The 25960-nt window shown below is 32.6% G+C and carries 25 protein-coding genes, 2 pseudogenes and 1 riboswitch; of the genes and pseudogenes, 18 read left to right on the top strand and 9 right to left on the bottom strand.

The genetic code is table 11. The annotated features are described in order from the left end of the window. Position 1 precedes the first annotated feature (1 nt). The 7 genes from GGR32_RS02165 to GGR32_RS02135 all read left to right on the top strand — a co-directional run bounded on the left by GGR32_RS02165 (position 2) and on the right by GGR32_RS02135 (position 9546). A complete protein-coding gene (locus tag GGR32_RS02165; RefSeq protein ID WP_183475880.1) occupies positions 2–955 on the top strand; it encodes an AAA family ATPase in 954 nt (317 codons plus the stop codon). A gap of 244 nt (positions 956–1199) precedes the next feature. Beyond that, positions 1200–3467: an aconitate hydratase gene (locus tag GGR32_RS02160; RefSeq protein ID WP_183475878.1), complete on the top strand. Its 2268-nt coding sequence runs from the start codon at positions 1200–1202 to the stop codon at positions 3465–3467. Between the two features lie 689 nt (positions 3468–4156). Next, positions 4157–4366, top strand: coding sequence for a helix-turn-helix transcriptional regulator (locus tag GGR32_RS02155; protein WP_343066416.1), 210 nt, complete (start codon positions 4157–4159; stop codon positions 4364–4366). Positions 4367–4369: 3 nt separating this feature from the next. After that, a complete protein-coding gene (locus tag GGR32_RS02150) occupies positions 4370–5596 on the top strand; it encodes a DNA cytosine methyltransferase (RefSeq protein ID WP_183475875.1) in 1227 nt (408 codons plus the stop codon). Then, on the top strand, positions 5596–8079 hold the full coding sequence (locus GGR32_RS02145) for an ATP-binding protein (protein ID WP_183475873.1): 2484 nt from the start codon (positions 5596–5598) through the stop codon (positions 8077–8079). Before GGR32_RS02150 ends, GGR32_RS02145 begins: the two co-directional genes overlap by 1 nt. Beyond that, on the top strand, positions 8076–8798 hold the full coding sequence (locus GGR32_RS02140; RefSeq protein ID WP_183475871.1) for a hypothetical protein: 723 nt from the start codon (positions 8076–8078) through the stop codon (positions 8796–8798). The genes GGR32_RS02145 and GGR32_RS02140 overlap by 4 nt, the downstream gene beginning before the upstream one ends. A gap of 1 nt (position 8799) precedes the next feature. Continuing rightward, on the top strand, positions 8800–9546 hold the full coding sequence (locus GGR32_RS02135) for a hypothetical protein (protein ID WP_183475869.1): 747 nt from the start codon (positions 8800–8802) through the stop codon (positions 9544–9546). 146 nt (positions 9547–9692) lie between these two features. On the opposite strand, the pseudogene GGR32_RS12020 reads toward GGR32_RS02135, so the two are convergent. Continuing rightward, a pseudogene (locus tag GGR32_RS12020) lies at positions 9693–9923 on the bottom strand (IS110 family transposase); the annotation flags it as partial. A 350-nt stretch (positions 9924–10273) separates the two neighbouring features. Here GGR32_RS12020 and GGR32_RS02130 point away from each other — a divergent pair. After that, complete coding sequence (locus GGR32_RS02130) at positions 10274–11962, top strand: AIPR family protein (protein WP_183475867.1); 1689 nt, start codon at positions 10274–10276, stop codon at positions 11960–11962. Between the two features lie 97 nt (positions 11963–12059). Here GGR32_RS02130 and GGR32_RS02120 read toward each other — a convergent pair. Further along, positions 12060–13625, bottom strand: a pseudogene (locus GGR32_RS02120) (IS1182 family transposase). Between the two features lie 205 nt (positions 13626–13830). On the opposite strand from GGR32_RS02120, the gene GGR32_RS02115 reads away from it, so the two are divergent. The 7 genes from GGR32_RS02115 (at position 13831) to GGR32_RS02085 (ending at position 18816) form a co-directional block, all read left to right on the top strand. Continuing rightward, positions 13831–14460, top strand: a complete 630-nt coding sequence (locus GGR32_RS02115; RefSeq protein WP_183475863.1) for a hypothetical protein — start codon at positions 13831–13833, stop codon at positions 14458–14460. 463 nt (positions 14461–14923) lie between these two features. Next, positions 14924–15169 (top strand): AbrB/MazE/SpoVT family DNA-binding domain-containing protein, encoded by a 246-nt coding sequence (locus tag GGR32_RS02110; RefSeq protein WP_183475861.1) that lies wholly within the window; start codon positions 14924–14926, stop codon positions 15167–15169. Beyond that, entirely contained in the window at positions 15160–15483 is a 324-nt protein-coding gene (locus tag GGR32_RS02105) for a type II toxin-antitoxin system PemK/MazF family toxin (protein ID WP_183475860.1), read from the top strand. Before GGR32_RS02110 ends, GGR32_RS02105 begins: the two co-directional genes overlap by 10 nt. A 609-nt stretch (positions 15484–16092) precedes the next feature. After that, on the top strand, positions 16093–16692 hold the full coding sequence (locus GGR32_RS02100) for a hypothetical protein (protein ID WP_183475858.1): 600 nt from the start codon (positions 16093–16095) through the stop codon (positions 16690–16692). 96 nt (positions 16693–16788) lie between these two features. Then, complete coding sequence (locus tag GGR32_RS02095) at positions 16789–17739, top strand: hypothetical protein (RefSeq protein ID WP_183475856.1); 951 nt, start codon at positions 16789–16791, stop codon at positions 17737–17739. Between the two features lie 388 nt (positions 17740–18127). Continuing rightward, complete coding sequence (locus tag GGR32_RS02090; RefSeq protein ID WP_183475854.1) at positions 18128–18469, top strand: type II toxin-antitoxin system RelE/ParE family toxin; 342 nt, start codon at positions 18128–18130, stop codon at positions 18467–18469. Between the two features lie 44 nt (positions 18470–18513). After that, on the top strand, positions 18514–18816 hold the full coding sequence (locus GGR32_RS02085) for a helix-turn-helix domain-containing protein (protein ID WP_183475852.1): 303 nt from the start codon (positions 18514–18516) through the stop codon (positions 18814–18816). 219 nt (positions 18817–19035) lie between these two features. Here the strand turns inward: GGR32_RS02085 and tenA are convergent, their stop codons facing one another. Genes tenA through thiM form a run of 4 tightly spaced genes read right to left on the bottom strand, consistent with a single transcriptional unit; the run spans position 19036 to position 21919 of the window. Further along, positions 19036–19680 (bottom strand): thiaminase II, encoded by a 645-nt coding sequence (gene tenA, locus GGR32_RS02080; RefSeq protein WP_183475850.1) that lies wholly within the window; start codon positions 19678–19680, stop codon positions 19036–19038. Next, positions 19664–20497, bottom strand: coding sequence for a bifunctional hydroxymethylpyrimidine kinase/phosphomethylpyrimidine kinase (gene thiD, locus GGR32_RS02075; protein ID WP_183475848.1), 834 nt, complete (start codon positions 20495–20497; stop codon positions 19664–19666). Before thiD ends, tenA begins: the two co-directional genes overlap by 17 nt. After that, a complete protein-coding gene (thiE, locus tag GGR32_RS02070; RefSeq protein ID WP_183475846.1) occupies positions 20494–21129 on the bottom strand; it encodes a thiamine phosphate synthase in 636 nt (211 codons plus the stop codon). The genes thiD and thiE overlap by 4 nt, the downstream gene beginning before the upstream one ends. Next, positions 21122–21919 carry a hydroxyethylthiazole kinase gene (gene thiM / locus GGR32_RS02065; RefSeq protein WP_183475844.1) on the bottom strand — a complete coding sequence of 266 codons (798 nt, stop codon included), beginning with the start codon at positions 21917–21919 and terminating at the stop codon, positions 21122–21124. The genes thiE and thiM overlap by 8 nt, the downstream gene beginning before the upstream one ends. Before the next feature lie 72 nt (positions 21920–21991). Further along, positions 21992–22084: riboswitch (TPP riboswitch) on the bottom strand. A gap of 104 nt (positions 22085–22188) precedes the next feature. On the opposite strand from thiM, the gene GGR32_RS02060 reads away from it, so the two are divergent. Both GGR32_RS02060 and GGR32_RS02055 read left to right on the top strand, forming a co-directional pair. Further along, positions 22189–22506 carry a DMT family transporter gene (locus tag GGR32_RS02060; protein ID WP_183475842.1) on the top strand — a complete coding sequence of 106 codons (318 nt, stop codon included), beginning with the start codon at positions 22189–22191 and terminating at the stop codon, positions 22504–22506. Between the two features lie 36 nt (positions 22507–22542). After that, complete coding sequence (locus tag GGR32_RS02055; protein WP_183475841.1) at positions 22543–23199, top strand: DsbA family protein; 657 nt, start codon at positions 22543–22545, stop codon at positions 23197–23199. 85 nt (positions 23200–23284) lie between these two features. On the opposite strand, the gene GGR32_RS02050 is transcribed toward GGR32_RS02055, so the two are convergent. The 3 genes from GGR32_RS02050 to GGR32_RS02040 all read right to left on the bottom strand — a co-directional run bounded on the left by GGR32_RS02050 (position 23285) and on the right by GGR32_RS02040 (position 24479). After that, positions 23285–23554: a DUF1456 family protein gene (locus tag GGR32_RS02050; protein WP_183475839.1), complete on the bottom strand. Its 270-nt coding sequence runs from the start codon at positions 23552–23554 to the stop codon at positions 23285–23287. A gap of 83 nt (positions 23555–23637) precedes the next feature. Then, positions 23638–24009 carry a DNA topoisomerase IV gene (locus GGR32_RS02045; protein ID WP_183475837.1) on the bottom strand — a complete coding sequence of 124 codons (372 nt, stop codon included), beginning with the start codon at positions 24007–24009 and terminating at the stop codon, positions 23638–23640. 38 nt (positions 24010–24047) lie between these two features. Beyond that, positions 24048–24479 (bottom strand): helix-turn-helix domain-containing protein, encoded by a 432-nt coding sequence (locus GGR32_RS02040; RefSeq protein ID WP_183475835.1) that lies wholly within the window; start codon positions 24477–24479, stop codon positions 24048–24050. 277 nt (positions 24480–24756) lie between these two features. Here GGR32_RS02040 and GGR32_RS02035 point away from each other — a divergent pair, with 277 nt between their 5' ends. Next, entirely contained in the window at positions 24757–25908 is a 1152-nt protein-coding gene (locus GGR32_RS02035; RefSeq protein ID WP_183475833.1) for a M14 family zinc carboxypeptidase, read from the top strand. Positions 25909–25960 lie beyond the last annotated feature (52 nt).

Raw genomic sequence — 25960 nt, 5'->3', positions numbered from 1 at the left:
TATGTCGGACGTAGCTGCTATCAAAAACTTAGTCGAAAAGCACAAGCAATTAAAAACAGAAATTTCTAAAGTAATTATAGGTCAAGAAAAAGTAGTTGACCAAATTTTACTGGCTATATTTTCTGGCGGGCATGCCTTGTTAATAGGAGTTCCTGGTTTGGCAAAAACCTTAATGGTAAACACCATAGCAAAAACCTTGGGGCTAGATTTTAAACGCATTCAGTTTACACCAGATTTAATGCCTAGCGATATCTTAGGTTCAGAAATTCTAGACGATAATCGTAATTTTAAATTTATAAAAGGCCCTATTTTTGCCAATATTGTTTTGGCAGATGAGATTAACCGAACTCCGCCAAAAACACAAGCGGCACTTTTAGAAGCCATGCAAGAAAAAACGGTAACCGTTAGCGGAACCAACTATAAATTAGAAAAACCTTACTTTGTACTAGCTACGCAAAACCCTATAGAACAAGAAGGTACATACCCATTGCCCGAAGCGCAATTAGATAGGTTTATGTTTTCTATTCAATTAGATTACCCCACTTTTCAAGAAGAAGTAGATGTGGTAAAAAGCACAACCACCCATAAAACAAATACGGTAGACACCTTGTTTTCGGCACAAGAGATTATAAAAATACAAGAACTTATTAGGCGTATTCCTGTAGCAGATAATGTTATAGAATATGCCGTTAGGTTGGTAGGAAAAACCAGACCAAAATCTGCCGATGCTCCAAACATCATTAAAGAATATATCGATTGGGGAGCAGGGCCAAGGGCTTCGCAAAATCTTATTTTAGCAGCTAAAACACACGCGGCAATAAACTCAAAATTCTCTCCAGATATCAGCGATGTGCAAGCAGTAGCAGAAGGAATTTTGCAGCACAGAATCCTTAAAAATTATAAAGCCGAAGCAGAAGGCTTAACCGAAGGGATGATTATTGAAAAAATACTTTAAAACACTAAAAAATCTATTTAGATTAAATATAAATTAACCTTAATTTCAAAACATAATTAATGGCTAAAAGTTTTATAATTAGCTATTTTTTTGAAAAAATATTTAGATTGCTAATTTTTTTAGGTTAAAATTATAAAAAATATAGTTTAGTGAATATATTTTAGAAAAATATGTATTTTGGTGCATATTTTTGAAAGTCTTTTAATTTACTTAAATTCGCCTACACTCAAAAAAATAAAACTCTATGGCATTTGATATCGACATGATTAAAAATGTCTATGCGAATATGGCAAAACGCATAGATAAAGCCCGTGAAATTACAGGCAAACCTTTAACCTTGGCAGAAAAAATACTTTACGCCCACCTTTGGGATGGAGAACCTACACAAGCCTACAAACGTAGTGTAGATTATGTAAACTTTTCTCCAGACCGTATTGCTTGCCAGGATGCTACAGCACAAATGGCACTTTTGCAATTTATGCAAGCTGGTAAAGATAAAGTAGCCGTACCAACTACCGTACATTGTGACCACTTGATACAAGCTAAAATAGGGGCAGATAAAGATTTACAAACAGCGCTTAACACCAGTAACGAGGTTTTTAATTTCTTAGAATCCGTTTCTAATAAATATGGAATAGGTTTCTGGAAACCAGGAGCAGGTATTATTCACCAAGTAGTGTTAGAAAATTATGCATTCCCAGGAGGAATGATGATTGGTACAGACTCACATACCGTTAACGCCGGAGGCTTAGGAATGGTAGCTATTGGTGTAGGAGGTGCCGATGCCGTAGATGTTATGGCAGGAATGCCTTGGGAGTTAAAATTCCCTAAAATGATAGGTGTAAAATTAACCGGTAAATTATCAGGATGGACAGCTCCAAAAGATGTAATTTTAAAAGTAGCAGGGATTCTTACCGTAAAAGGAGGTACCGGAGCTATTGTAGAATATTTTGGAGAAGGTGCTAAAGCTATGTCATGTACAGGTAAAGGTACTATCTGTAATATGGGAGCCGAAATTGGAGCTACCACTTCAACCTTTGGATATGATGAGTCTATGGAGCGTTATTTACGCGCTACTGATAGAAGTGAAGTTGCCGATGCAGCAAACGAAATTAAAGATTACCTAACTGCAGATCCTGAAGTATATGCTAATCCTGAACAATATTTCGATGAAGTAATCGAAATTAATTTAGATGAATTAAAACCACACTTAAACGGACCTTTTACGCCAGATTTAGCTACAGAAGTAGGTTCAAGTATGACCGAAAAAGCGAAAACTAACGATTGGCCTTTACAAGTAGAGTGGGGATTAATAGGTTCTTGTACAAACTCTTCTTACGAAGATTTATCGCGTGCCGCTTCTATTGCACAACAAGCTATCGATAAAGGATTAAAAACAAAAGCAGAATTTGGTATTAACCCAGGTTCAGAACAAGTACGCTATACAGCCGATAGAGATGGAATCTTAGATGTATTTGAAAATTTAGACGCAAAAATATTTACCAACGCATGCGGGCCATGTATAGGGCAGTGGGGACGTTATGAAGACCCAAAAAATGCGCCTAAAAACACCATTGTACACTCTTTTAACCGTAACTTTGCTAAAAGAGCAGATGGAAACCCAAATACACACGCCTTTGTAGCTTCACCAGAAATGGTTGCTGCTATTGCCATTTCAGGACGTTTAGATTTTAACCCTATTACCGATACATTGATTAATGAAAATGGGGAAGAAGTAAAATTAGACGAGCCAACAGGATGGGAATTACCTCCTAAAGGTTTTGCTGTAGAAGAAGCAGGATATATTGCACCTAAAGCCGACGGAAGTAGTGTAGAAGTAGTGGTAGACCCTAATTCTGACCGTTTAGAATTATTAACGCCATTTACTCCATTAGGAAATAAAATAGAAGGCGCTAAATTATTGATAAAAGCACATGGGAAATGTACTACCGACCATATTTCTATGGCTGGACCTTGGTTGCGTTACCGTGGGCATTTAGATAATATCTCTAACAACATGTTGATTGGTGCAGTTAATGCATTTAATATGAAAACAAATTTCGTAAAAAGCCAATTAACAGGAGAATACGATGCAGTACCTAAAGTACAGCGTGAATATAAAGCAAAAGGAATTAAAACAGTTGTTGTAGGAGACCATAACTATGGTGAAGGTTCTTCACGTGAACATGCAGCTATGGAGCCTCGCCATTTAGGGGTTGCTGCGGTAATTGTAAAATCTTTTGCACGTATACACGAAACAAACCTTAAAAAACAAGGAATGCTAGGCTTAACATTTGCTAATGAAGCAGATTATGATTTAATTCAAGAAGATGATACTTTTAACTTCTTAGATTTAGATAAATTTGCCCCAGGTAAACCTTTAACGATAGAGGTGGTTCATGCAGATGGTTCTAAAGACACTATTGTAGTAAACCATACTTACAACGAAGGTCAGATAGAATGGTTTAAAGAAGGTTCTGCTTTAAATTTAATAAAAAAGCAAAATGCTTAATTTTATATAGCTGATAAAAGCATAGATAGTTAATAAAAAGCCCTGGAATTTCCAGGGCTTTTTTTATAGGGATTAGTTTAATAAGTACAAGGTGAGTCCAATATAAGTCCAATGTACCTCCAATATGTCTCCAATATTTCTTATAAAAACATTGGACACAAACTAAAAGCACCCTCAACGTACTTTGTAAAAACAGTAAAATACAATATATAGTTAAGTGTTTTTTCTTAAAAAGTTATATATTTTTGAGGATATATAGAAGTTGTTCGAGAATACCCTATGGGTCGCTCAAGTCATGTCGCCTGCGGCAACATTTTCTCTTGAGCTATTCTCGAACAACGCCCTGACAGTACGACTGTAATTCGCTATATTTGTAGTATATTATTAATATTTTGACTTGAGACGCCTACATAGGTGAACTCTCGACAACAAACGGATATAGCGAATTACGTCTAATGGCTCTCTTTGCTCTTGAAGTTTTCACTTCAACGCAAATCGCCATATCCGTCAGGGCGTTGTACGCAAGCTGAAAAAAGCCACCTCACGTTCAAGCTCTTTTTATTTTGCTCGTGCCTCACAAAATAAAAAGAGCTTTCACTTCCCCACCACCCGAAAACAAATAGACAAAAAGTAAATAATATTCCGAATAAGTTAATATATTTGCGTTAAACACAAAGAAATTGGCGAAGGTGGAAATCAACAGAATTAAAGTTGCTCTAGCAGAAACAAGAAGAAAGAACAAATGGTTAGCTGAACAAATTGGAAAGGATGAATCTACCATTTCCCAATGGTGTACTAACGCAAGACAACCATCGCTCGAAAATTTAATGAGAATAGCTAACGTATTGGATATTGACATACGCGAATTATTATACTCAACAAAAAATTCTACAGATTAAGCTATGACTAAGAAAAAAACATATATCGACTTATTTGCTGGTTGTGGTGGTCTATCACTTGGGTTATTCAATTCTGGTCATTGGAACGCAAAATTTGCAGTTGAAAAAAGTCCTGATGCTTTTAAAACGTTAGAGCACAATTTAATTAATAATAACAATCATTTTGACTGGCCTAATTGGTTACCGCAATCAAACCACGACATAAACGAAATAATTAAAAATCATTCTGATGATTTAAAAGGCTTAAGAGGTACAATTGATATGGTTGCAGGCGGACCACCTTGTCAAGGTTTTTCTACAGCGGGAAGAAGAAATGAGAATGATAACAGAAATAAACTTATAGAATCGTATATCAAGTTTATCAGACTTGTCCAACCTAAAATTATATTCTTTGAGAACGTAAAAGGGTTTACACAAAAATTTGATAAAAATAAGGTAAAAGGAAGAGTTTATTCAGAATACGTTCAAAATGCCTTGAAAAGAGGTTCTAAAAATCTTGATGCTACTGGTTATGATGTCTTTGGTAAACTTATTGACTTTTCGGAATTCGGAGTACCACAAAAAAGAACACGATTTATTTTAGTTGGAATTAGAAAAGATATATCTGAAAAAGTTAGTCCAAAACATTTCTTTGAACAAATAAGCGAACGAAAAAAAGAATTTCTAGGGAATAAAGGAATTGGATTAACAAATAGTCTTGAAGATGCTATTTCGGACTTACTTAGAATAGAAGAAACTATATCACCCGACACAAAATCTTTTAACGCTGGTCTTTACAATAAGCCAAATTCTAATTATCAAAGACTATTAAAAGGTAAAGTCAATACTTCCATTCCAGACAGTCATCGTTTTGCTAAGCATAATCCTAGAACAATTGAAAAGTTTCAATTTATATTAGAATATGCAGAAAAAAACAAAACATTGTCAAGTGAAATAAAAGACAGATTTAATCTTAAAAAAAGAACTATCATTCCACTTTCAGGGGAATTGCCAACACCAACAATAACAACACTTCCAGACGATTATATTCATTATTGTGAACCACGTATTTTTACTGTTCGAGAATATGCCAGAATACAATCTTTTAATGATTGGTATCAATTTAAAGGAAAGTATACAACTGGAGGAAAAAGAAGAACACAAGAAGTTCCAAGGTATTCACAAATCGGTAATGCGATACCGCCTTTATTTGGCGAACAAGCAGGAATTGTTTTAAACTCAATATTGTAATGGCAAAAGTTAGGTTTAGAACGAACGTTTTACTAAAAAGTATAATTGGAAAAGATTTAATAACTGACGACAATATTGCAGTATTAGAATTAGTTAAAAATTCATTTGATGCTGGCTCAAATGAAGCAAAAATTATCTTTAAAAACGTAATTACCGAACAATCAATAAAGAACTATAAGAAGCATAACGAATCTAAAATTATACTTCGCGATACTGGTTCTGGAATGTCTGAATATGACCTTATAAACAAATGGTTGAATATTGCATATTCTGAAAAAAAATCGAAAAAAGAGGAGTTCAATAGACAATTAGCGGGTAACAAAGGAGTTGGTAGATTTTCTTGTGACAGATTAGGTAAATCATTGATAATCTATACTAAAAAAACAGACCAACCTTTATTAAAACTTTCTATAGATTGGACTGAATTTGAAAAGATTGATGATATTGAAAGAAACATTCAAGACGTTGATTTTGAATTAGAAGAAATTACTATAGAACAGTATATAAGGGAAACTCAACTTGAAAAATTTGAAACAGGCACTACTCTATTCATAAGCAATTTAAGAGAGGTATGGGGTTTACCAAAAATTCAATCTCTAAAAAGACAACTTGAACGTTTTATAAACCCGAATCAAAATTTTGAAGCGGAATCATTTGATGTTATAATTGAAGCTGAGGAATTTAAAAGAGCAGAATTAAAATTACCTGAAAGTGAAAGAGTAAATGGTACTGTTAAAAATAGAATCTTTACTAAACTAGATTTCAAAGCAACTTATATTAAAGCAACAGTCTCAAAAGACGGTCAAAATATCAAGACTGTTTTGAGAGATAGAGGAAAAGAAATTTTTACTCTAATTGAAAATAATCCATTCCAATTATTAAAGGATATTGAAATCCATATTTATTACTTAAACCCATACTCTAAAGCTTATTTCAAAAGGCAAACCGGAATTCGGTCTGTTGATTTTGGCTCTATATTTTTATTTATTAATGGATTTAGAATACCGCCTTACGGAGACCAAGGAAATGATTGGTTAGGTATGGAATTAAGAAAAGGTCAGGGTTATAATAGATTTTTAGGAACACGCGAAGTAATTGGGAGGATTGAAATAAATGGAGTCGAATTTGATGAAGATGAAGATGATTTTTTCATTATTTCTAATCGTTCTGGAGTAGATAATAATAAACATTTCGAACAACTTACTAAAAACGATTCCCCTTATGGCCTTTATTTTAAGACGTTTAGAAGACTAGAAAGATTTGTCGTTGAAGGAATAAAATGGGATAGCTCAGTATTAAAAGATACGGCTATTGAGAAAAAAGTTCTAAACGACAAAAATTGGAATGAATCAAAAGAAGAGTACCGAGAAGATTATCTGACACGAAATAAAAGAGTGATTTCTGTAATCGAGAAAATAATCAATATAAAAAGTGATGACATTGTCTCTTTGTCTATCAATAAAGATTTGGTTAGCGAATTAGCAGATGAACAAGCAAAAAAGGCTAAAGCCGAAATAAATTCAATAGTTGGTCAGCTAACAAATAAGACACTAACTTCTGAACAAATTTCAGAATTACTAAATGATTTAAAAATATCAGAAGCCGAAATTGAGAACTTCCCAGGTCAACAAAGTCAAATTGAAAACCTAAAAAAGGAACAAACCAAACTAAAACTTGAACTTCAAAAAAAGTTTGACGAGACAAAAGAACTTGAAGATGAAGCTACTAGATTAGAAGAAGAAGCTAAAAGACTTCAAGAAGAGTTAGAGCTAGAAAAAGAAAAAAACACTTATTTAAAAACATCTTCTAGAACTCTTACAGAAGATGCAAAAGGATTAGTTCACAATATTAAAATCACTTCTAGAAAAATAAGTAGTAGTGTAGATAATCTATATGACAAAATATTAAACGACAAATACACTAAAAATTCTTTACTTAAATCTTTAGGAGCAATTAAATTTCAATCAGAAAAAGCTAATAAAATTAGCAAAATTATAACGCGCTCTAACTTTAAAGCCGATAGAAATGCTCAAATAGCAGACGTTGTTCTTTATATAAAACAATACATAGATATTTACTCAGACATATACCCAAGAAATGAGCTTGATTTTAATGTAATTGACAATGAATCTAGTTTAACAAAGAAATTTAGTGTACTTGATATGTCTGTTGTTTTAGACGACCTAATATCAAACTCTGAAAAGGCAGGAGCAAGTAAAATCGAAATAGAGATGACTAATCCAAAAGAACAAGAACTCAAAGTTCTATTCTCTGATGACGGTAAAGGAGTAGAAAAAAAGTTCCTTGAAAATGAAAAAGCAAAAAACAAAATATTTGAGCTTGGTGTTACAACGACAAATGGAGGCTCTGGAATCGGATTAAATTCAGTTAGAGAAGGTTTAAAATCTATGAATGGTACGATTAATTTACTTGGTAATAATATAAAGCTTAAAGGTGCTTGTTTTGAAATTGTAATTAAATGATAAAAAGAAGTTGCCTAATAATAGATAACGAAGACCAAATTGAAGAAATTGAAAAATTGGTTAGGGATGCTAAACATCAAGGTATTGAACTTGATTGTCATCAGTTTAATGTAGGAAACACAGCCTATTCAGACATTCTCTCTGGAGGTTATATTGATATAGATAAAGTTTGTCAAGAGTTTAGAAAGAAGTTCAAGGGTATTTACTTTGACATTATTGCATTTGATTGGGATTTAGAAGATGACAATATTAATGGAGTAGAACTAATCAGACAATTTACATCAAAAAAAATCGCGAGATACTCACCTAAAATTGTCTACTCTGGTGTTCTAGATGATGTCATCAAAGATATTATTCAAGAAAATTTGGAACTTGTAAAAGTTGAAGAAGGATTTAAACCTATCATCAAAGATAAAGCGATAACTAAAATTAAATCTTTAGTAAGAAATAGAGTCTTTGATTATTTAGATAGAGGCAATCGTGACCCTATGATTTTAAAATTTCTATCTGAAGAAATTCAATCTACAGAACTAATTATAGTTCAAGTTCTGGAGCAGTATCCAGATTTAATTTTTGAAAACAATTTTGTAAATGCAAAATTTAATGGTAAAACATTTCAGGAATTAGCTGATTTTCTCAAGAATAATGACCCTATCGCTAATGAATTTAAAAGAGAAATTATCCAACAAGTAGTTTCGTATCTTACAGAAAAGATTTAGTATGGACAGTAAGGTTTTAATAGTTCATCCATACGATAAGTCTACTAGTTTCTTAGAAAGGATAAAAAATCATTTACAAGCAGAATTTGCAGAAAGTTTGCACTACTTCAGTGTAAAACCAAATGCCACTTCACACACTCAATGCCTTGAGACCATTAATTCTTTCTCTACTAATGGACTATTATTATTTATGGGACACGGCAAAAGTAACTGTCTGTATGGTGCAAAAGGAGATTATTATGGGACACTAGAAAATGAATTGGTAAAAGCTGAAGAACCTGATAAATATTTCTATGAGGATAATTTTATAAATGAAAATAATTTAAGTGTCTTCAACAAAAAGAAAATCATCTCATTGTCTTGCAATTCAAATGGACAAATAGGAAGAAAATCAGTTGAAAATGGAGCTAAAGTTTTTTTAGGATTTGGCGATTTACCTACTTCAACAGAAGAACTTGAAGAGCAAGGAGAAAAAAATAAGTCCGGTGTTTCTCTTAGTAAAATAGAACAAGCTTTAAAGACAGAAATTAATGACATAATTAAGAAAAGTGTTCGAATAGGAATTATTAAAAACTATTCTTTTTCAGAATTGGTTGACTTAATCAATTTTGTTACAAACCAAAAAATCAGTCATTACTTAGTTAATCAGAAAAAAGTAAATGAACGAAAACTTATTGCTAATTATTTATATACCTTTAAAAAAGAAATTAAAATTTACGGAAACGGAAAAGAAAAGTTAATTGAATAAGCCAACGTAAGTACAAGCACTTTTAAAGTTTGCTCGTACCTCACAAATTTAAAAGAGCTTGTACGCCAACGCTAGCAAGTTTACGGAAAGAAAAGCCAGCGTACAACAAAGAACTGAGGTGAAAAACAAATAAAATTTATACTTTTTTACACCAAAGTACTTTTATAATTTGCATCATAAGGCAAACCACTTTTTACTATGGCAAAAGCTTGTTTTAGAAGCTTATTACACACCGCTATTAAAGCAAGTTTTTTACTCTTCCCCTTAGCTACAATTCGGTCATAAAGTTCCCGACATGCTTTGTTGTATTTACAAGCATTAAAACTACACATAAACAATAAATTTCTAAGCTTTGGATTCCCCATCTTACTTATTTGGGGCTAAAGTAATCCCTTTTCATCATTTGAAAATACTGCATGTTGCCTACTGTGGTATAAAGTGGCATAATGGTCTTTTTTGATACATCAATCCCAATCACATCTCTTACTTTTTTCATATATTTAAAAAATTAATGATTAATGACGTTTTGCAACTATTTCCTTTAATGAGCCATAGTGGCTAGGTATTCCAAGTAGTTCAACTAAACGTCGTGCAAGAAGTAGAGAGGACTATTACGTGTAATAGGTATTACCTAAAGACCGTTCGAGTTCTCCTCTCTAATCTTGTTAAATTTAATAATATCAAAGTAAAGTAGACCGTTGGGCTTCATTTAAAACAAAAAAACTAAATGGCAGATAATAATCAGATTGTTCTTCAAACATTGATTGAGCAAAATCGACAAGAATTATACCCTGAATTAAAGTCTGATGACTATTTTCATCTATTTGTTACCGAACAAATTATGAAAGATTTGGAACTTTCATATGATGAGATAGATGAGGGAATAGTTGATAATGGAGGTGATGGCGGAATTGATTCTATTTACACTTTTGTCAATCAAGAATTAGTACAAAGAGATACTGAATTAATTGATGCTAAACGAAACTCAACAATTGATGTTTATATACTTCAATCAAAAAATGTAAATAGCTTTGGTGAGACACCTATTGAAAAGTGTAATTCTTCTGCTATTGATATATTTGATTTAAATAAGCCAATTGATAATTTAAGATCAATTTACAATTCTGATTTACTTGCAAATGTTGAAGTTTTCAGAAATCAATATTTGCATCTTGCTTCAAAATTTCCAATTCTTCGTTTCCATTACTTTTACGTAACAAAAGGAGTTGAAGTTCACCCGAACGTAGAAAGGAAAGTTCAAATTTTAGTTAATTCAATTAAAACCCATTTTGACAAAGCAGAAGTAAGATTTGAATTTGTAACTGCAAAGAAATTAATTGATTTAACTCGTAAAGAGCAAATTAGAAGTAAAGATGTTGCTTTAAATGACAATCCTATATCAACACAAGATGGTGGTTACATAGCTATAGTTCCTATTAAACAATATTTCGACTTCATTACAGACGAAAATGGACGTTTAATTAAATATTTTTTTGATGCTAATATTAGAGATTATCAAGTAAATGTTGATGTAAACAAAGAGATTAGAAAAACCTTAATTAGTCAAGATTCAAATGAAGATTTTTGGTGGTTAAATAACGGAGTAACAATAACAGCTGTTAATGCCACATTTGCGAGTAAGAAATTACATATTGAAGACCCACAGATTGTAAATGGACTTCAAACATCTTTTGAAATTCATAAATATTTTACAGATAATAAAATTGAAAATGAAAATAGAAATGTTCTTCTAAGAGTCATAAAGGTTCAAGATGAAAAAAGTAGACTAAATGTTATTAAGGCTACCAATAGCCAAACAAATATTCCACCTGCATCACTAAGGGCAACTGACCCAATACATCGTGACATAGAAGATTACCTACATTCTAAAGGATACTTTTATGATAGACGTAAAAACTATCATAAAAACCAAGGAAAACCAATAAATAGAATTGTTAGTATTCCTCATTTAGCTCAAATTATTACAGGTTTATATAATCAGAAGCCTGATTATGCTAGAGCTAGACCTTCAACATTAATTAAAAATAACACAGATTATCAGAATATATTCAAAGAAAGTTTACCTTTAGATATGTATCACAAAGGAATTCTAATTCAAAAGAAAGTTGAGAATGCATTAAAAGAATATAATAGTCCTAAACTGACTAGACCGCAAATAGGAGATATTAAATTTCATATTACAATGTATGTTGGGTGCTTGTTAACAAAAAAAATCAAACCAAAAGCAGAAGATATTGGAAATATTGACATTAATTTAATGACAGACGAAATGGTAAATAAAGCAATAGAAAATACTTTTATTGTTTATGACGCAATGGGTGGAACCAATTCAGTTGCAAAAGGAAATGAATTTGTAAAAGAAGTATTAGAGCAAGTTAGTAACAACCTTAAATAAAAAAACGAAAGCCCAACAACGGTAGTCGTTGCACAAGCCTATAACTTTGCCTAAATTGATTTTGTATAAGCCGTTTTAAGCGGCTTTATTTTTTTTATTAGTTAAGCGAATAGTTAATAGTTGAGTGGCTTAAAAGTGAAGATATAGACTTCTGTAAACGGTTTTTTACAGAAAACAATAAAGCAAGGCATCCTGCTCCACTTTTTGTTCGTTTTTCTATAAATTTCAGGTATTTTTTAAGGTTGTAAGCAATGGCAGAAAGCTGCATACACTTGTTTGCCTGTTTTAATCCTAAGGTATTTACTTTTCTCAGTCCCATAAACTGTGTTAATGTTCCAAATACGGGCTCTACCGTGCTTTGCCGTTTGGCTTTCATATACCGACCCTGTGGACTGTTTACTCGGGCTATGTTGCGTTCATATTCTTTGCGGTAGGCGGTAATGTTTATTCGTTTCTCATGACTTTTACCTATACATTGTTGCTTTATGGGGCAAGATTTACAATCACTACGTTTGGTAAAATATTGGTCTTTTAGCGTACCTTTTTCCAGTTTTTGTTTGCGGAAGGTAACTTTTTTACCTTCAGGGCAAAGTCAGTAATTACCCGACTGGATATGAGTAAACCCTTCAGGACCTCCTTTGTAAGTTCCATGAGGAGGAATAAAACTTTTTAGTTGATTTTTTTCTAAAAAAGCATAATTGTCTCCGCTGCTATAACCTGTATCGGCTATGCAGTTTTCCCACAGTAACCCTGCATTCCACAAACGTCTTTTTACTCGTTTTACAATATCTGGAAGTTGCTGATTGTCTTTGCCATCGGCATGGTAAGCTTTAATATCGGTAATAACGTGTTGATTGGTATCTACCGTTAATTGAGATAAATAGTTGATTTTTACAGCCTTACCAGGTTTTACACTGATACGGGCATCGGGGTCGGTAGGGCTGTAATGTGTTTTGTTGCTGGTATATCTAGCGCCTTTATTACCTGCTCCCGGGCGCCCGTTTTGTTCTTTAGACCATTTGTTGTTTCTGCTACTTATCGCCTGTAACTCTTTTTGATGAGCCGATAGGGTTTGTTGTACCTTAGTAGCTTTGTTTGTTTTTGCTTCACGAAAGGGTTTGTCTTTGTCTCTATTGCTGATATGACGAACTTTCCGAAGGTGTGCTTCTAGTTCTTCTTCAGGTACTTTTAGTTCTAAACTATCCATCGAAGCATTGGCCTTTACAGGGGCAGAATCTATGGCTTGGGTGTGACCACTTACCATGCCTGCTGATACACATAGTTCGAATACCTTGGTAAAAACTTCTTCAAATATTGTTTCAGGGAAAAGCTGTCGAGTTCGACTAATGGTGGAATGCCAAGGAAGTTCTTCATCGATATCATAACCTAAGAAAAACAAGATGTCTAAACGCATACTACAATGAGTTATAAGCTTACGGTCGCTGATAATATTCTCTAAATAGCCCACTAAATATAGCTTAAAGAACACCACAGGATCGATGCTTTTTTGCCCGCTGCTACCATAATAGCCTTTGGTAAGCGTGTATAAGTAGTCTAAATCTAAAACCTTGTTTAATCGACGATAAAAATTGTCTTCGGGAACACGCTCACTTAATTGAAAATTACTGAATAATTTTTCCTGATATTGTTTCTTGCCTTGCATACAACAAGTTACGAAAATTAATCACAGGAAAACACCTTAGCTATGGATTTTTTTCCTAAATTGTGCAACAGGCACAATGTATAACCGCAATTACGGCAGATTCGACTACGTCCGAATCCACTCGGAATTGCTAACGTCTGTGCTTAACCGAAAAATTAACGTATATTAACCCGTAACTGACGGTTATACGAAACCGTTGGCAATAATGATGAAAGAAATTAGAGCAAATAAAATTTGTAGGTTTTTAAAAGCAGACTTGGAAGTTTTTAAAAGTTTAGTCATTGACGCAAAAATAGATATTGACATAAAAGAAATTAGACCTACTACAAAATTTACCGAACCCGAAACAGAAAAAATTTTCATTGCTTTTGGGAAAACATTACATAAGTTTTTTAAAAATTCTAACTTAAATAAAAATCAAGAAATAATTGGTGAAAGAATTGAATATCCTATCAAACTTAGAAATATCGAATTAATAGACGAACAAAGGTTATTAAATTCTATTTTTTATTGCATAAAAACCCAAAATAAAGATTTCTTGATTAATAGCATTAATGACTTCCAACAAAAATCAAAATTTAGAAAACATATTGAATTTCTAAATCTTAAAAATCAGGTTCAATCAACTTCCTCTCAAAATAATTATATAGAACTATTTAATAAATTAGTGAACATAATAGAAAATACAGATGACCAAATAACAGATAATAAAAATAAAGATATTGAACAAGTAAAAGAAAAGAGTGTAGAAAAAAATGAAGTAAACAATACAGATTACGAAAAAATTGTAATGGAATCGTTTAGAACTGGAAATCAAGATAAGTTTGGTTATTAATTATGGAAATGGATTATTGGAAAATAATATTTAATCTTATTAGTAATCATATTTTAACTTTTCCTAATATGATTAACTAAAAACGATTAAATTGGATACAGTCGACCAATTATTTTCTAAAACCACTGATAATAAAACTTACTATGTTTTAATTTTCAAATACTGCAAGAAATAGATTATTTAAAAAGTCACTATTGCCAATCGAGTAGACGGCTCCGCACCCAAATAGGCACGGAGTTCGCTTCTCAAATATTTATATTCATGAAGTCCTATAATAAAAATAACAACGCACTGAGTACAACCACCGTACGTACGGGCCTCGTATACGGCGGTTTAATAATGATACATTATTTTTTGAGTATTTGCCCCGCACTACTCATATAAGAAAAACGGTTGGCATTAATACGGAACGAATTTTGATATTTCAATAAAATGTATTTACTTTGTAATAACATTAAAAATTATGGAAACATCAATAATCAAAATCGGAAATTCAAAAGGACTTCGTTTGAGTAAGACCATTTTGGAAAAATATAATATCAAGGATAAAGTTGAGCTTATCCTCGAAAAAGGACAAATAATTCTCAAACCAATTGCTTCGCCAAGAAGCAATTGGGAAAAGGAATTTAAGAAAATGAGTGAAAATGGAGACGACAAGTTACTTATGAACGATGTATTCGACGATGAAAACCTTGAGGAATGGATTTAAAGCAATACTCAATCGTTCTTGTAAATCTTGACCCGACAATCGGGAGTGAAATAAAAAAGACAAGACCTTGTGTTATCGTTTCACCAAATGAAATGAATAAATATTTGAACACAATCGTCCTTGCGCCAATGACAACGAACCTGAAAAAATACCCAACAAGGGTTACCGTAAAACACAACGGAAAAAAGGGAATGATTGCAATCGACCAAATTCGGACAGTTGACAAGACTAGAATCATCCGAGTTTTTGAAAGTCTGACAAAATCAGAAATTGAAAATTGTAAAGAAGTGATAAAAGAAACCTTTGTTGACTAAAAAGAAAGTACTAATGCCAACATTGGTAGTTGTTGCACAAGCCTATAACTTTGCCTAAATTGATTTTGTATAAGCCGTTTTAAGCGGCTTTATTTTTTTATTAGTTGATTGAATTTGAGTGTATTAAAAATGAAGCTGTACGTTTTTTTTTTAATACCAAACAAACCAAAAGTGTCGGGTTTTTCGGCATCGTGAAAATTGTCTGTAAAATTTGCCACGAAAGAAGCGTTGAAATTTTAGGCTGTTTGAGTATTGGTTTACCAATACGAGTTCTCTAAAATTTAGCTTCCGAGTAATAAATTTAAGACAAGATTCAGTAGCCTAGATTTTTTTGATTCGTTTTTTTATCGATGAAAAAAATGAATACTCATGTCGCCTACAGCAACATTTTCTCTTGAGCTATTCTCGAACAACGCCCTGACAGTACGACTGTAATTCGCTATATTTGTAGTAAATTATTAATAACTATTGACTTGAAACGCCTACATAGGTGAACTCTCGACAACAAACGGATATAGCGAATTACGTCTAATGGCTCTCTTTGCTCTTGAAGTTTACACTTCAACGCAAATCGCCATATCCGTCAGGGCGTTGTTACCAATTTAAGAAATGATGATATTACTGTTTTCTGCCTTATTATTACTTATAATATTAGTGATTAGATATTTTGTTGGTTCAAAACGGAATAACGGATTGAAACCCCTCGTTGGTTTTGGAATTTTAATCGGACTTTTATCTTTGGGAGCGAATTTATTGTTTAGCGATTCATTTGGAGCTTCAACACCTGTTAATATTCGGACTGAAAATCTGACCGATAAAAGCTTGAAAATTTACACAATAGCATTTTGGAGCAACAGCTGGAATGGAACAGGAAACTACGTAACTTATGATACAGAGTTAAAACCAAATGGAAAGTCTGATTTTTGGTTTGAAAATGAGGGAACGACAGAATTTTGGATTGTCGCAAAAAACGAAAATAACAAAATTGAATACTTAAATGTTATTACAGAAAAAGAAAGTGAATTTGATTTTAAAATAACCGAAAGTAAAAATATCGACGCTGATAAAATTAAAATCGCAGAAGAATTAACATTTAAAACGGATAAAAATGAGCGAATGGAAAAGTATGCGATTTGGTCGAACATTGGATTAATAGGACTTCTGATTTTGAGTTTAATAAAAATAAAAACTAGCGCCAACAGCATGTAAAAAATTAGTACTTGGTTTTTGCCTACTCATTCTTTTTTTAATAAGTTAGTTGATTGCATAGGCAATGAGCCATAGACTAACCATTGACTAAAATTTATGAAAAAACACATATTCATCATATCGCTATTAAGTATTGTATTTAATCTAAATGCGCAAGACATTCCCATAGCCGGAACGGTTTATCAGATGCAACATAAATATTTAGGTGACTTTGATAACTTTATTGAGGTTATTGATACTGTGGAAACTAATGATTATGACATATATTTAATAAGTGATTTAAAAGGTTCTAAGAAAAGAAAAATACTAAAAAGTAAAACTTCAAAATTTAATGTTTCTATAAAAAAGAAAACACTAAAAAAATTTCCTTATTTAGAGTTCTACTCAAAAAAAGAATATTCATATAAAAAGGTCAAAATAGACTCCTTAAAAACTACTGATAATAAAATAATTCTTGAAAAAATGCCTGTTTTTACGGCAAAACCTGTCATTTATCTTTATCCATTGAAAGAAACACAAATTTCATTAAAGATAGATATTAAAGGTGGAAAACTAGAAACTACTTATCCAGAATATAAAAATGGGTGGAACTTAATAGCAGACAAAACAGGAAACATACTAAATGTAGAGGACAACAGAAACTATCAGTATTTATTTTGGGATGCTTTTATAAAGTTTCCTTCAGAGCATTTCAATTATACATCTGGATTTTTCATCGATAAAAAAGATTACATTTCTTTTCTTCAAAACACTTTAGGTAAAATTGGACTAAATGAAAAAGAAATAAATGATTTTATATCATATTGGTTGCCGCAGTTAAATAAATATAACAGATCGTTTGTTCATTTTAGGGTAAATGATAATATCGATAACAGTGTGTTTTTAAACTGTAACCCTAAACCTGATACTGAAATTAGAGTTTATATGGAGTTTAAAGATGCAGAAAACGAAATAAATAGAAAAATCCCTACTCAAAAGTTTAAAAAAATAGAAAGAAAAGGATTTACTTTAATTGAATGGGGCGGTGCAGAAATAAAAAAACTGTAACCAATTGAGTAAACAGCTTCTTCTTAAAATAACGGAGTAATACCTCTTGACTATTTATATTCACGAAGTCGTACAGCAACACTTTTTCTTGAGTTATTCTCGAACAACGCCCTGACAGTACGACTGTAATTCGCTATATTTATAGTAAATTATTAATAACTATTGACTTGAAACGCCTACATAGGTGAACTCTCGACAACAAACGGATATAGCGAATTACGTCTAATGGCTCTCTTTGCTCTTGAAGTTTACACTTCAACGCAAATCGCCATATCCGTCAGGGCGTTGGGCGCAAGCTTAAATCTTTTCAGAAAATAAAATTCAACTTTAAACTTGGATAAAGTTGCCTTTTTAGGTAACTTTGTCAAAAATTAAACGACAAATAAATTTGAGCGAATTTAACAGACAAATATGTTTTTACGAAAATCACTTTAAGGAATTTTATAAGAAACAATTGCTTGCTGTAAGAAATAAAATTGACTGGACTCTTTTGCTCATAAAAAGAACAAGGATTGTCCCAGAAAAATATCTGAAACATTTGACAAATACAGATGGACTTTGGGAAGTAAGGGTTTCAGCGGGAAATGGAATTTTCAGAATCTTCTGTTTCTTTGATGAGGGTAATTTAGTTGTTTTATTAAGTGGATTTCAAAAGAAAACACAGAAAACCCCAAAAAAGGAAATAAAAAAGGCTGAACGATTAAAAAAAGAGTATTTAGAAAACAAATAATAACTTAAAAGTGGCGAAAACACAAAAAATACGGTAAATAAGTTATGAAAACAAATAAAAATATAACATCTTTTGACGACCATTTGGATGAGCAATATGGGAAAATTGGAACAGAATCAAGAGAAAAATTTGAGGAGGAATTTGAAACTTTTAGAATAGGAGTTTTAATTCAAGAAGCTCGAAAAAAACAGCACCTGACTCAACAAGAACTTGCAGAGAAAGTTGGAACGACAAAAAATTATATTTCTCGAATAGAAAATAATGCGAGTGATATCCGACTATCGACTTTGATGCGCATAATCCGAGAAGGGCTTGGAGGAAGTCTAAAATTATCTTTGGATATCTAAAAAAGAACTAATGTCAATCGAGTAGACGGCTCCGCACCCAAATAGGTGAGGAGTTATACCTCTTAATTACCAACACGGGTTCGGTTCAATAATGATACATTAAGTTGTAGCTTTTTTGATTAGATACCTATCAACCGATGGTAACTAAAATCCAGCTAACAATATTTCTTTAAATTTAAAAAAGCAAAAGCCCTGGAAGGAAATTCCAAGGCTTTTTTATTACCATTGGTGTAGCTTATAAGCACTATCCCAAAACATAAATTCTAGATTACTAGCTGCAATAAAAGCTTCTGTCATGGCTTCTTGTTGTTCTGGTGTACAATTTTCTGCCGCAGCATTGCAAATAGCTAAAGCAGAAGTTACAGATTTTCCGAATTCTTCTCCAGCATAGGTATCAATCCAATTTTTATAAGGGTTGTTTTCTGCGGTATTTTTATAAATAAAATCTCCTATTTCTTTATAAATCCAAAAACAAGGCAATACCGCTGCCATGGCAACTTCTACTTGTGCTAAACTTGCTGTACTTTCTAAAAAATGAATGTAATGATGTGTAGTAGGTGCTAATTTTCCTCTTTCTTTAAGGTTAAATTCTTTAAAATAAGAATCGTGTAATGCTCTTTCTACAACTACAGCCCCTTCTGCAAATCTTATAAAGGCTAAGCAGTTGTCTACATTTTTAGTTCTAGCGCCAATAATAGCTAATGCACGTGCAAAATGCTCTAAATAATGAGCATCTTGATCCATGTAAAATTGAAACTTTTCTAAGGCTAAAGTTCCTTCTTTAAGTTCTTTGATAAAAGGCATTTCTTGGATACGCGTATAGATTGGGGTGATGGCCAACCAAGCTTTATTTGTCCAGTTCATATTTAATAAGTTTTTGAGGATTAAAAAAATGATTTACAGGGCCGTTACCTTTGCCTATACTTACATCTTTTCCGTTTTCTATGGCTTTATGTATGTAATCTTGAGCAAGTTTAACAGCCTCTTCTAATGGATACTCTTGTGCTAAATAACTTGCGATGGCTGTAGATAATGTACAACCAGAACCATGCATGTTATGGGTATTAATTTTTTGAAAATGGTATGCTGTTGTTTTATTTTCTTGAAATAAATAGGAGGTCAATACGGCGGTATGTAAATGTCCTCCTTTTACCAATACGGCTTTACAACCTGTTTTAAGAATGGTTTTTCCTGCATTTTGCATTGCGGTGGTGTTGTTGACTTCCATATTTGCGAGTATAGCAGCTTCATCCATATTTGGGGTAATAAGCTCGGCTATTGGGAATAGTTTTTCTTTTATGGCCTTAATGGTTTCTTTTTCGATAAGGCGATGACCACTGGTAGAAACCATTACAGGATCAAATACAATAGGGATATCAGGGTAATTTTTTAAAAAGTTAGCTATAACATTGACTAATGCAGTACTATGAACCATGCCAATTTTGATAGCAGAAGGCACAATATCTTCAAACATACATAGTAGTTGTTGTTTTATAACTTCCTCTGGAATAGGATGAATAGATTTTACTCCTGTTGTATTTTGTATAGGTAATGCTGTTAATACCGTGGTTGCATAACAACCTAAAGCCGAACTTGTTTTTATATCGGCTTGAATGCCTGCGCCACCACTACCATCAAAACCAGCTATGCTTAATACTGTAGGGTAGGTATATGTTTTCATAATGCTTTTTCTATTTCGTTTCTAATTTCTAATGCGGCTTTTTGTGGGTTTTTACTTGCACAAATGGCCGAAACTACAGCCAGGCAGTCGGCACCTGCTTTTATGGTGTTATAAGCCGTTTGTTTATTCATGCTTCCTATTCCTACAAGTGGTTTATCGGAAATAGTTTTAATGTATTCTATTCCGTGATATCCCCACTCGGTAATTGTATTGGTTTTTGTAGGCGTTCTAAACACGGGGCTAGCCGCTATATAATCGGTATGTTTTATGTTTTCTGTGTCTAATAATTGTTGTTTATACTCTATAGAATAGCCTACGGTTAAGTTTGTATTTTGATTTTTGATAAACGCAGGACTTTTGTCCTGCTGCCCAACGTGTATTCCAAAACTATTTATAGCATTTGCTACAGCAAGATTATCGTTAATTATTAGCGGAATACCATAATGAGTTGTTATGGCTTTTATTTGTTTGGCATGTTTAATAAAAGTAGGGGTTTCCATGTTTTTTTCGCGTAATTGGATAACATCAACTCCCCCTATAATGGCCTGTTTTACAACTTCTTCTATCGGGAAATAAATACAATTCTTTTCTGAGATTACTAAATATAACCGAAAAGGAAATTTATTATTCATAAGTTGTTAATTGTAAGTTGTTTATAAATTCCTTCTCAGTTATTGTGTACAATACATCCAGTAAATGTACTTGAAAACTACCCGGACCTTGACTTTTTTTAGCAGCAAGACTTCCAGCTACGCCCAACAAAGCCATAGCTGTTGTGGTGGCTATAAAATAATTGGAAGTAATACCACAAAACGCAGCGGTTAGGGCAGAGGCTGTACATCCCATCCCGGTAACTTTCTCCATAATAGGATCGCCATTATCTAGCTGAATTTGTGTCGATTCATTAATAATAATATCGGTAGCTCCTGAAATACAAACCGTACAAGCATACATTTTTACAAGCTGTTTTGCTGCTGCAATAGCTTGGTTGCTTTCTGCAGTACTATCAACTCCTTTTGTCGATGTATTTTGTGTAGCTAAGGCAATAATCTCGGAGGCATTGCCTCGAATTACTTGTGGCGATAGTGCTAATAGCTCACTAAGAACTTTATTTCGGTAAGTTGTTGCACCAGCACCAACGGGGTCTAACACCCAAGGGATTTTATTTTGTTGGGCAACTCGGGCAGTTTTTAGCATACTTTCTACCCAATACTCATCTAAGGTACCAATGTTTATAACAACGGCCTGTGCAATAGAACACATGTTTTCTACTTCGGCTTGCGCATGTGCCATAACGGGCGATGCACCAGAAGCAAGTAAGGCATTTGCCGTATTATTCATAACCACATAATTGGTAATATTATGTATAAGGGGCGATTTTTCTTTTAAAAGAAGAATATTCTTCCAGAGTTGTTCTTTCATTAGTGTAAAATTTAATAAATTATATAGGCTGAAGGAACACGCTCTTTTTGAAGAAAGAATGGTGTAAAAACAATGTGTATAGTTACTTTTCCCTACGCTGGTATAAACCAAATCAGGTTCAAAGGGACTCTCTCAATTCTTTTCAGAATACCCCTAAAGCCAATTTCAAATATATAAAATATACGTTAACTTCCCGCATAAATAAATTATTAAAAACTTCTTGTTTTATAGGTTACTTCTTTGTTTATTCATCGTTAAAATATATTGATATGAGTTGGGTTTATTTAATTCTTGCGGGTTTATTTGAAATAGGCTGGCCATTAGGGCTAAAACTATCACAAACAACACCACATAAATATGCTTATATAAGTGTTGCCATTGTTTCTATGGCCATTAGTGGTGTATTTTTGTGGATGGCGCAAAAAACAATTCCTATAGGAACTGCCTATGCTATTTGGACAGGTATAGGCGCTGTGGGCACATTAACTATCGGAATTTTATTTTTTCAAGATTCGGCATCTATTTGGAGGCTATTATCTGCTTTATTGATTGTTGTTGGTATCGTAGGATTAAAATTGGCGCATTAGTTATTGTTTTAATTATATTTCGAGAAAAATAACTTTATGGAAAAGAATCAACTAATTTATGTATTTGATGTGTTGTGCTCTTGGTGCTATGCTACCGATAAAGAAATACAACAAATTCAGGATACTAACAAAGAGGTTTTAGAGGTTAAGGTAGTAAGCGGCGGAATGTTTATAAACGATACGCCTAGAGGAATTCTAGATATTTTTAGTAAAGACCAAGTTAAACCAGCATACCAACGGGTAAGTGAGTTAGGTGGGGTAGAAATATCGGATAAGTATTTAGAGGATTTGGTGATGAAACAAAATTACCGATTAGATTCTAAAATTACCTCCATGGCTTTTTCTGCCTATAAACTTTTAGAGACAGATCGCAGTAAAGATTTAAACTTTATCTTCGAAATGCAAAAAAGTATTTATGTAGATGGGTTAGACCCAAATTCGGAGAATTTTTATAAAGCGGTTGCAGAAAAATATAACATAAATACCGAAGCGTTTTTAACACTTATGAAATCGGAAGAGGCAAAACAACTTACTACTAGCGATTTTAATTACGCTAGGCAATTGGGCGTAGATTCTTATCCACAAGTATTTTTTAGAACTAAAAATGATGAGTATTATCTTATTGCAAAAGGGTTTAGAAAAGCAGTAGACATCCAGCAAATTATAGACAGTATCCTTAGCGAGAAAAGCTAGGCAGGCTGTTGTCTTAAAATAATAAAAAAAGCAGAAGTAACTAAATTGCTTCTGCCTTTTTTATATCGTATAGATTTTTTTGTAATTACTCGTTTTTATTCTTTTTATAGGGTTTATCTGTTTTTTTAGGCGGTAAAGGTCCGCGTAAGTGAATAATAAGTCCATTAAGAAAATTACGTAAAAACTGATCGCCACATTCTTTATACTTAGGGTGGTCTTCTTTTCTAAAAATAGCTCCTAATTCGCTTTTGGTTACTTTAAAATCTACCAATTCAAAAATCTTGATAATATCGTCATCACGTAATTTGTGAGCTACACGTAATTTTTTAAACACATCGTTGTTTGATAAAGCCATATTTATAGGTTACATTAATGGGAGGGCAAAGGTAGTGTTTTTCTGGCAACCCTTTACGGGTTATATAAACAAGCTCGTATTAACTAGTTTACTTTTTTTACAGTTCCTTGCTGCTTGGTTGTTTCGCCAACTACAGAATATTCAAACGTATAGCTATCCTCTGTAGTCGATAAAATTTTCATGTGAAGTGCTTTTTCTTCAGCCATATTTTTAGGATTTAAGTTTTTAAGAATAAACTCACAATCGTTTATCCACCTAACCGAAGAGGTATCGGCTTTATTCCTGTAATAATCAATTTCAATGGTATCGTTACGTACAAAAGTTGTTTCTACCAATTCTCCATCAAGGTAGGTTTCAAACTTAAAAGTACCTGTTTTAAAATCGGCACAATTTCTATCAGGAGCATAACAACTAAGCATCGCTAAGCTAAGGCATAAAAAAGCAATTTTTTTCATGTTCAATTTTTTGCTGTAAAAATACGCAATATTTACTGTTATAGGTGCGAAAAAGCTTCAAAAGTACCATCGGTATACAAAATAACAACCTTCTTTATTGTTTTGGCTTCATCGGGGTTTTTATATGGTTTAGGAGGTACTTTGTCTAGTTGAGTTGGAATAGGGACATCGGCTTCCGAAAAATTTAGACTCGATTGTTGCTCTACTGTTTTTGACGTATTAATGCTAGGAGGGGTATCTTCTTTTTTAGGAAAACTTCCTTCACCTTTTAATAGCCAATATAAATCCACTTCGGGAAAACTATCTGCAATTTTCATAATAAAATCTAAGCTGGGTTTATTTCTACCCGATAGGATATGAGAAATAGAAGAGCGGCCAACATCTATTTGGTCGGCAAAACTAGAAGCAGATAAACTATAATATTCAAGGATATTTTCTAGGCGTTTAGTGAATTCCGTGTTGTTTAACATTGTGAACGATTGATTTAAAACAGAATGTTTACAAATGTAATAAATACAATTTGTTTTTCCTATAATAAGGATGTTTTTTGTTATTTTAGTTAAATTTAATGTTTAGATAGCTATGTTTAATAACCTAGAAAACAATTAATTAGTGTTTTGTATGAAAAGCTATTGAAATATCTACAATAAGGGGTTACATTGCTAAATAATATCGTTTACAGAACTAAACAAAAGAAGGATTTTTATTGTTTACAAATGTAAAATAGTATTTGTTTACATTTGTAACATGGAAAAAGCACTACGAAAATCAGTATTAAATTTTAACTGGAATAAACCTGCATTTTTAAATCAGAGGTATTTTATTCCTAATCAACTTATAGACCTTTTAATAGAAAATGATTTTAATCTTACCGAAGAAGGAAAATCTGTAAATAAACAACCTATTTATAGTTTAACTTTAGGTACAGGGAAAACAAAAGTCTTGGCTTGGTCGCAAATGCATGGTAACGAAACAACCACTACAAGGGCATTAATAGACTTTTTGATGTATTATAAAAAACTGCAACAAGAAAATAAACTAGGCTTTTTAGAAAATTTATCGATAAAAGTAATTCCTATCTTAAATCCAGACGGAGCAAAAGCTTATACGCGTTATAATGCCAATAAGGTCGATTTAAATAGAGATGCTTTAACCTGTACCGAGCCAGAAAGTCAAGTATTACAGCAATTATACACTTCTTTTAAGCCAGATTTTTGCCTAAACCTTCACGATCAACGTACTATATTTTCTGCAGGAGAAGAGAAAAATCCGGCAATTCTTTCTTTTTTAGCTCCAGCTTATAATAAGGAAACTACTATAAACAATACACGCCTAAAGAGTATGGCTGTAATTACCGCTGTAAATAAGGTGCTACAAGAATACTTACCGGCTAAAGTAGGAAGATACGATGATGCTTTTAATCCTAATTGCATAGGCGATAGGTTTACGCAGTTGGGTACGCCTACGATTTTATTTGAAGCAGGGCATTGGCCGGGGGATTATCAGCGTAAAAAAACCGTAGATTATTGTTTTTTAGCATTATTTAGCGCATTAAAAGCTATCGAGGAGCTAACCATAGCCGGTGCCGAACATGGTTATTTTAAAATCCCAGAAAATGAAAAGAATTTTTACGATATCATTATAAGAAACGTGGTTTTTTGTAATAATTTAACCGATGTAGCCATTCAATATAATGAAATTTTGGAAGATAAAACACTTAAATTTGTTCCGTTTTTAGTAAAAATAGGAAACTTATCTAAGCACCATGGACACTCGGAAATTACTGGGAATAATAAAAAAATGCAAATAAATAAGCTTGAATATTCAGAAATTAATGTTAAAATTGAGAATATAGCACTAGATAATGAAAATTATATCGATTTTTTAACATTAAATTAGCCTTTTATAAAATATATATAATCTAAATAGTGTAATTTTGCGGATACTTAAA

The organism is Mesonia hippocampi (assembly GCF_014197445.1).
Taxonomy (GTDB): domain Bacteria; phylum Bacteroidota; class Bacteroidia; order Flavobacteriales; family Flavobacteriaceae; genus Mesonia; species Mesonia hippocampi.
Note: the sequence above shows the minus strand (reverse complement) of the source record. Positions and strands in the feature narration are given on the sequence as shown.

Coding starts and splice junctions, on each gene's coding strand:
- GGR32_RS02165 (WP_183475880.1), top strand. CDS start 2: ATGTCGGACGTAGCTGCTATCAAAAACTTAGTCGAAAAGCACAAGCAA.
- GGR32_RS02160 (WP_183475878.1), top strand. CDS start 1,200: ATGGCATTTGATATCGACATGATTAAAAATGTCTATGCGAATATGGCA.
- GGR32_RS02150 (WP_183475875.1), top strand. CDS start 4,370: ATGACTAAGAAAAAAACATATATCGACTTATTTGCTGGTTGTGGTGGT.
- GGR32_RS02145 (WP_183475873.1), top strand. CDS start 5,596: ATGGCAAAAGTTAGGTTTAGAACGAACGTTTTACTAAAAAGTATAATT.
- GGR32_RS02140 (WP_183475871.1), top strand. CDS start 8,076: ATGATAAAAAGAAGTTGCCTAATAATAGATAACGAAGACCAAATTGAA.
- GGR32_RS02135 (WP_183475869.1), top strand. CDS start 8,800: ATGGACAGTAAGGTTTTAATAGTTCATCCATACGATAAGTCTACTAGT.
- GGR32_RS02130 (WP_183475867.1), top strand. CDS start 10,274: ATGGCAGATAATAATCAGATTGTTCTTCAAACATTGATTGAGCAAAAT.
- GGR32_RS02115 (WP_183475863.1), top strand. CDS start 13,831: ATGATGAAAGAAATTAGAGCAAATAAAATTTGTAGGTTTTTAAAAGCA.
- GGR32_RS02110 (WP_183475861.1), top strand. CDS start 14,924: ATGGAAACATCAATAATCAAAATCGGAAATTCAAAAGGACTTCGTTTG.
- GGR32_RS02105 (WP_183475860.1), top strand. CDS start 15,160: ATGGATTTAAAGCAATACTCAATCGTTCTTGTAAATCTTGACCCGACA.
- GGR32_RS02100 (WP_183475858.1), top strand. CDS start 16,093: ATGATGATATTACTGTTTTCTGCCTTATTATTACTTATAATATTAGTG.
- GGR32_RS02095 (WP_183475856.1), top strand. CDS start 16,789: ATGAAAAAACACATATTCATCATATCGCTATTAAGTATTGTATTTAAT.
- GGR32_RS02085 (WP_183475852.1), top strand. CDS start 18,514: ATGAAAACAAATAAAAATATAACATCTTTTGACGACCATTTGGATGAG.
- tenA (WP_183475850.1), bottom strand. CDS start 19,680: ATGAACTGGACAAATAAAGCTTGGTTGGCCATCACCCCAATCTATACG.
- thiD (WP_183475848.1), bottom strand. CDS start 20,497: ATGAAAACATATACCTACCCTACAGTATTAAGCATAGCTGGTTTTGAT.
- thiE (WP_183475846.1), bottom strand. CDS start 21,129: ATGAATAATAAATTTCCTTTTCGGTTATATTTAGTAATCTCAGAAAAG.
- thiM (WP_183475844.1), bottom strand. CDS start 21,919: ATGAAAGAACAACTCTGGAAGAATATTCTTCTTTTAAAAGAAAAATCG.
- GGR32_RS02060 (WP_183475842.1), top strand. CDS start 22,189: ATGAGTTGGGTTTATTTAATTCTTGCGGGTTTATTTGAAATAGGCTGG.
- GGR32_RS02055 (WP_183475841.1), top strand. CDS start 22,543: ATGGAAAAGAATCAACTAATTTATGTATTTGATGTGTTGTGCTCTTGG.
- GGR32_RS02050 (WP_183475839.1), bottom strand. CDS start 23,554: ATGGCTTTATCAAACAACGATGTGTTTAAAAAATTACGTGTAGCTCAC.
- GGR32_RS02045 (WP_183475837.1), bottom strand. CDS start 24,009: ATGAAAAAAATTGCTTTTTTATGCCTTAGCTTAGCGATGCTTAGTTGT.
- GGR32_RS02040 (WP_183475835.1), bottom strand. CDS start 24,479: ATGTTAAACAACACGGAATTCACTAAACGCCTAGAAAATATCCTTGAA.
- GGR32_RS02035 (WP_183475833.1), top strand. CDS start 24,757: ATGGAAAAAGCACTACGAAAATCAGTATTAAATTTTAACTGGAATAAA.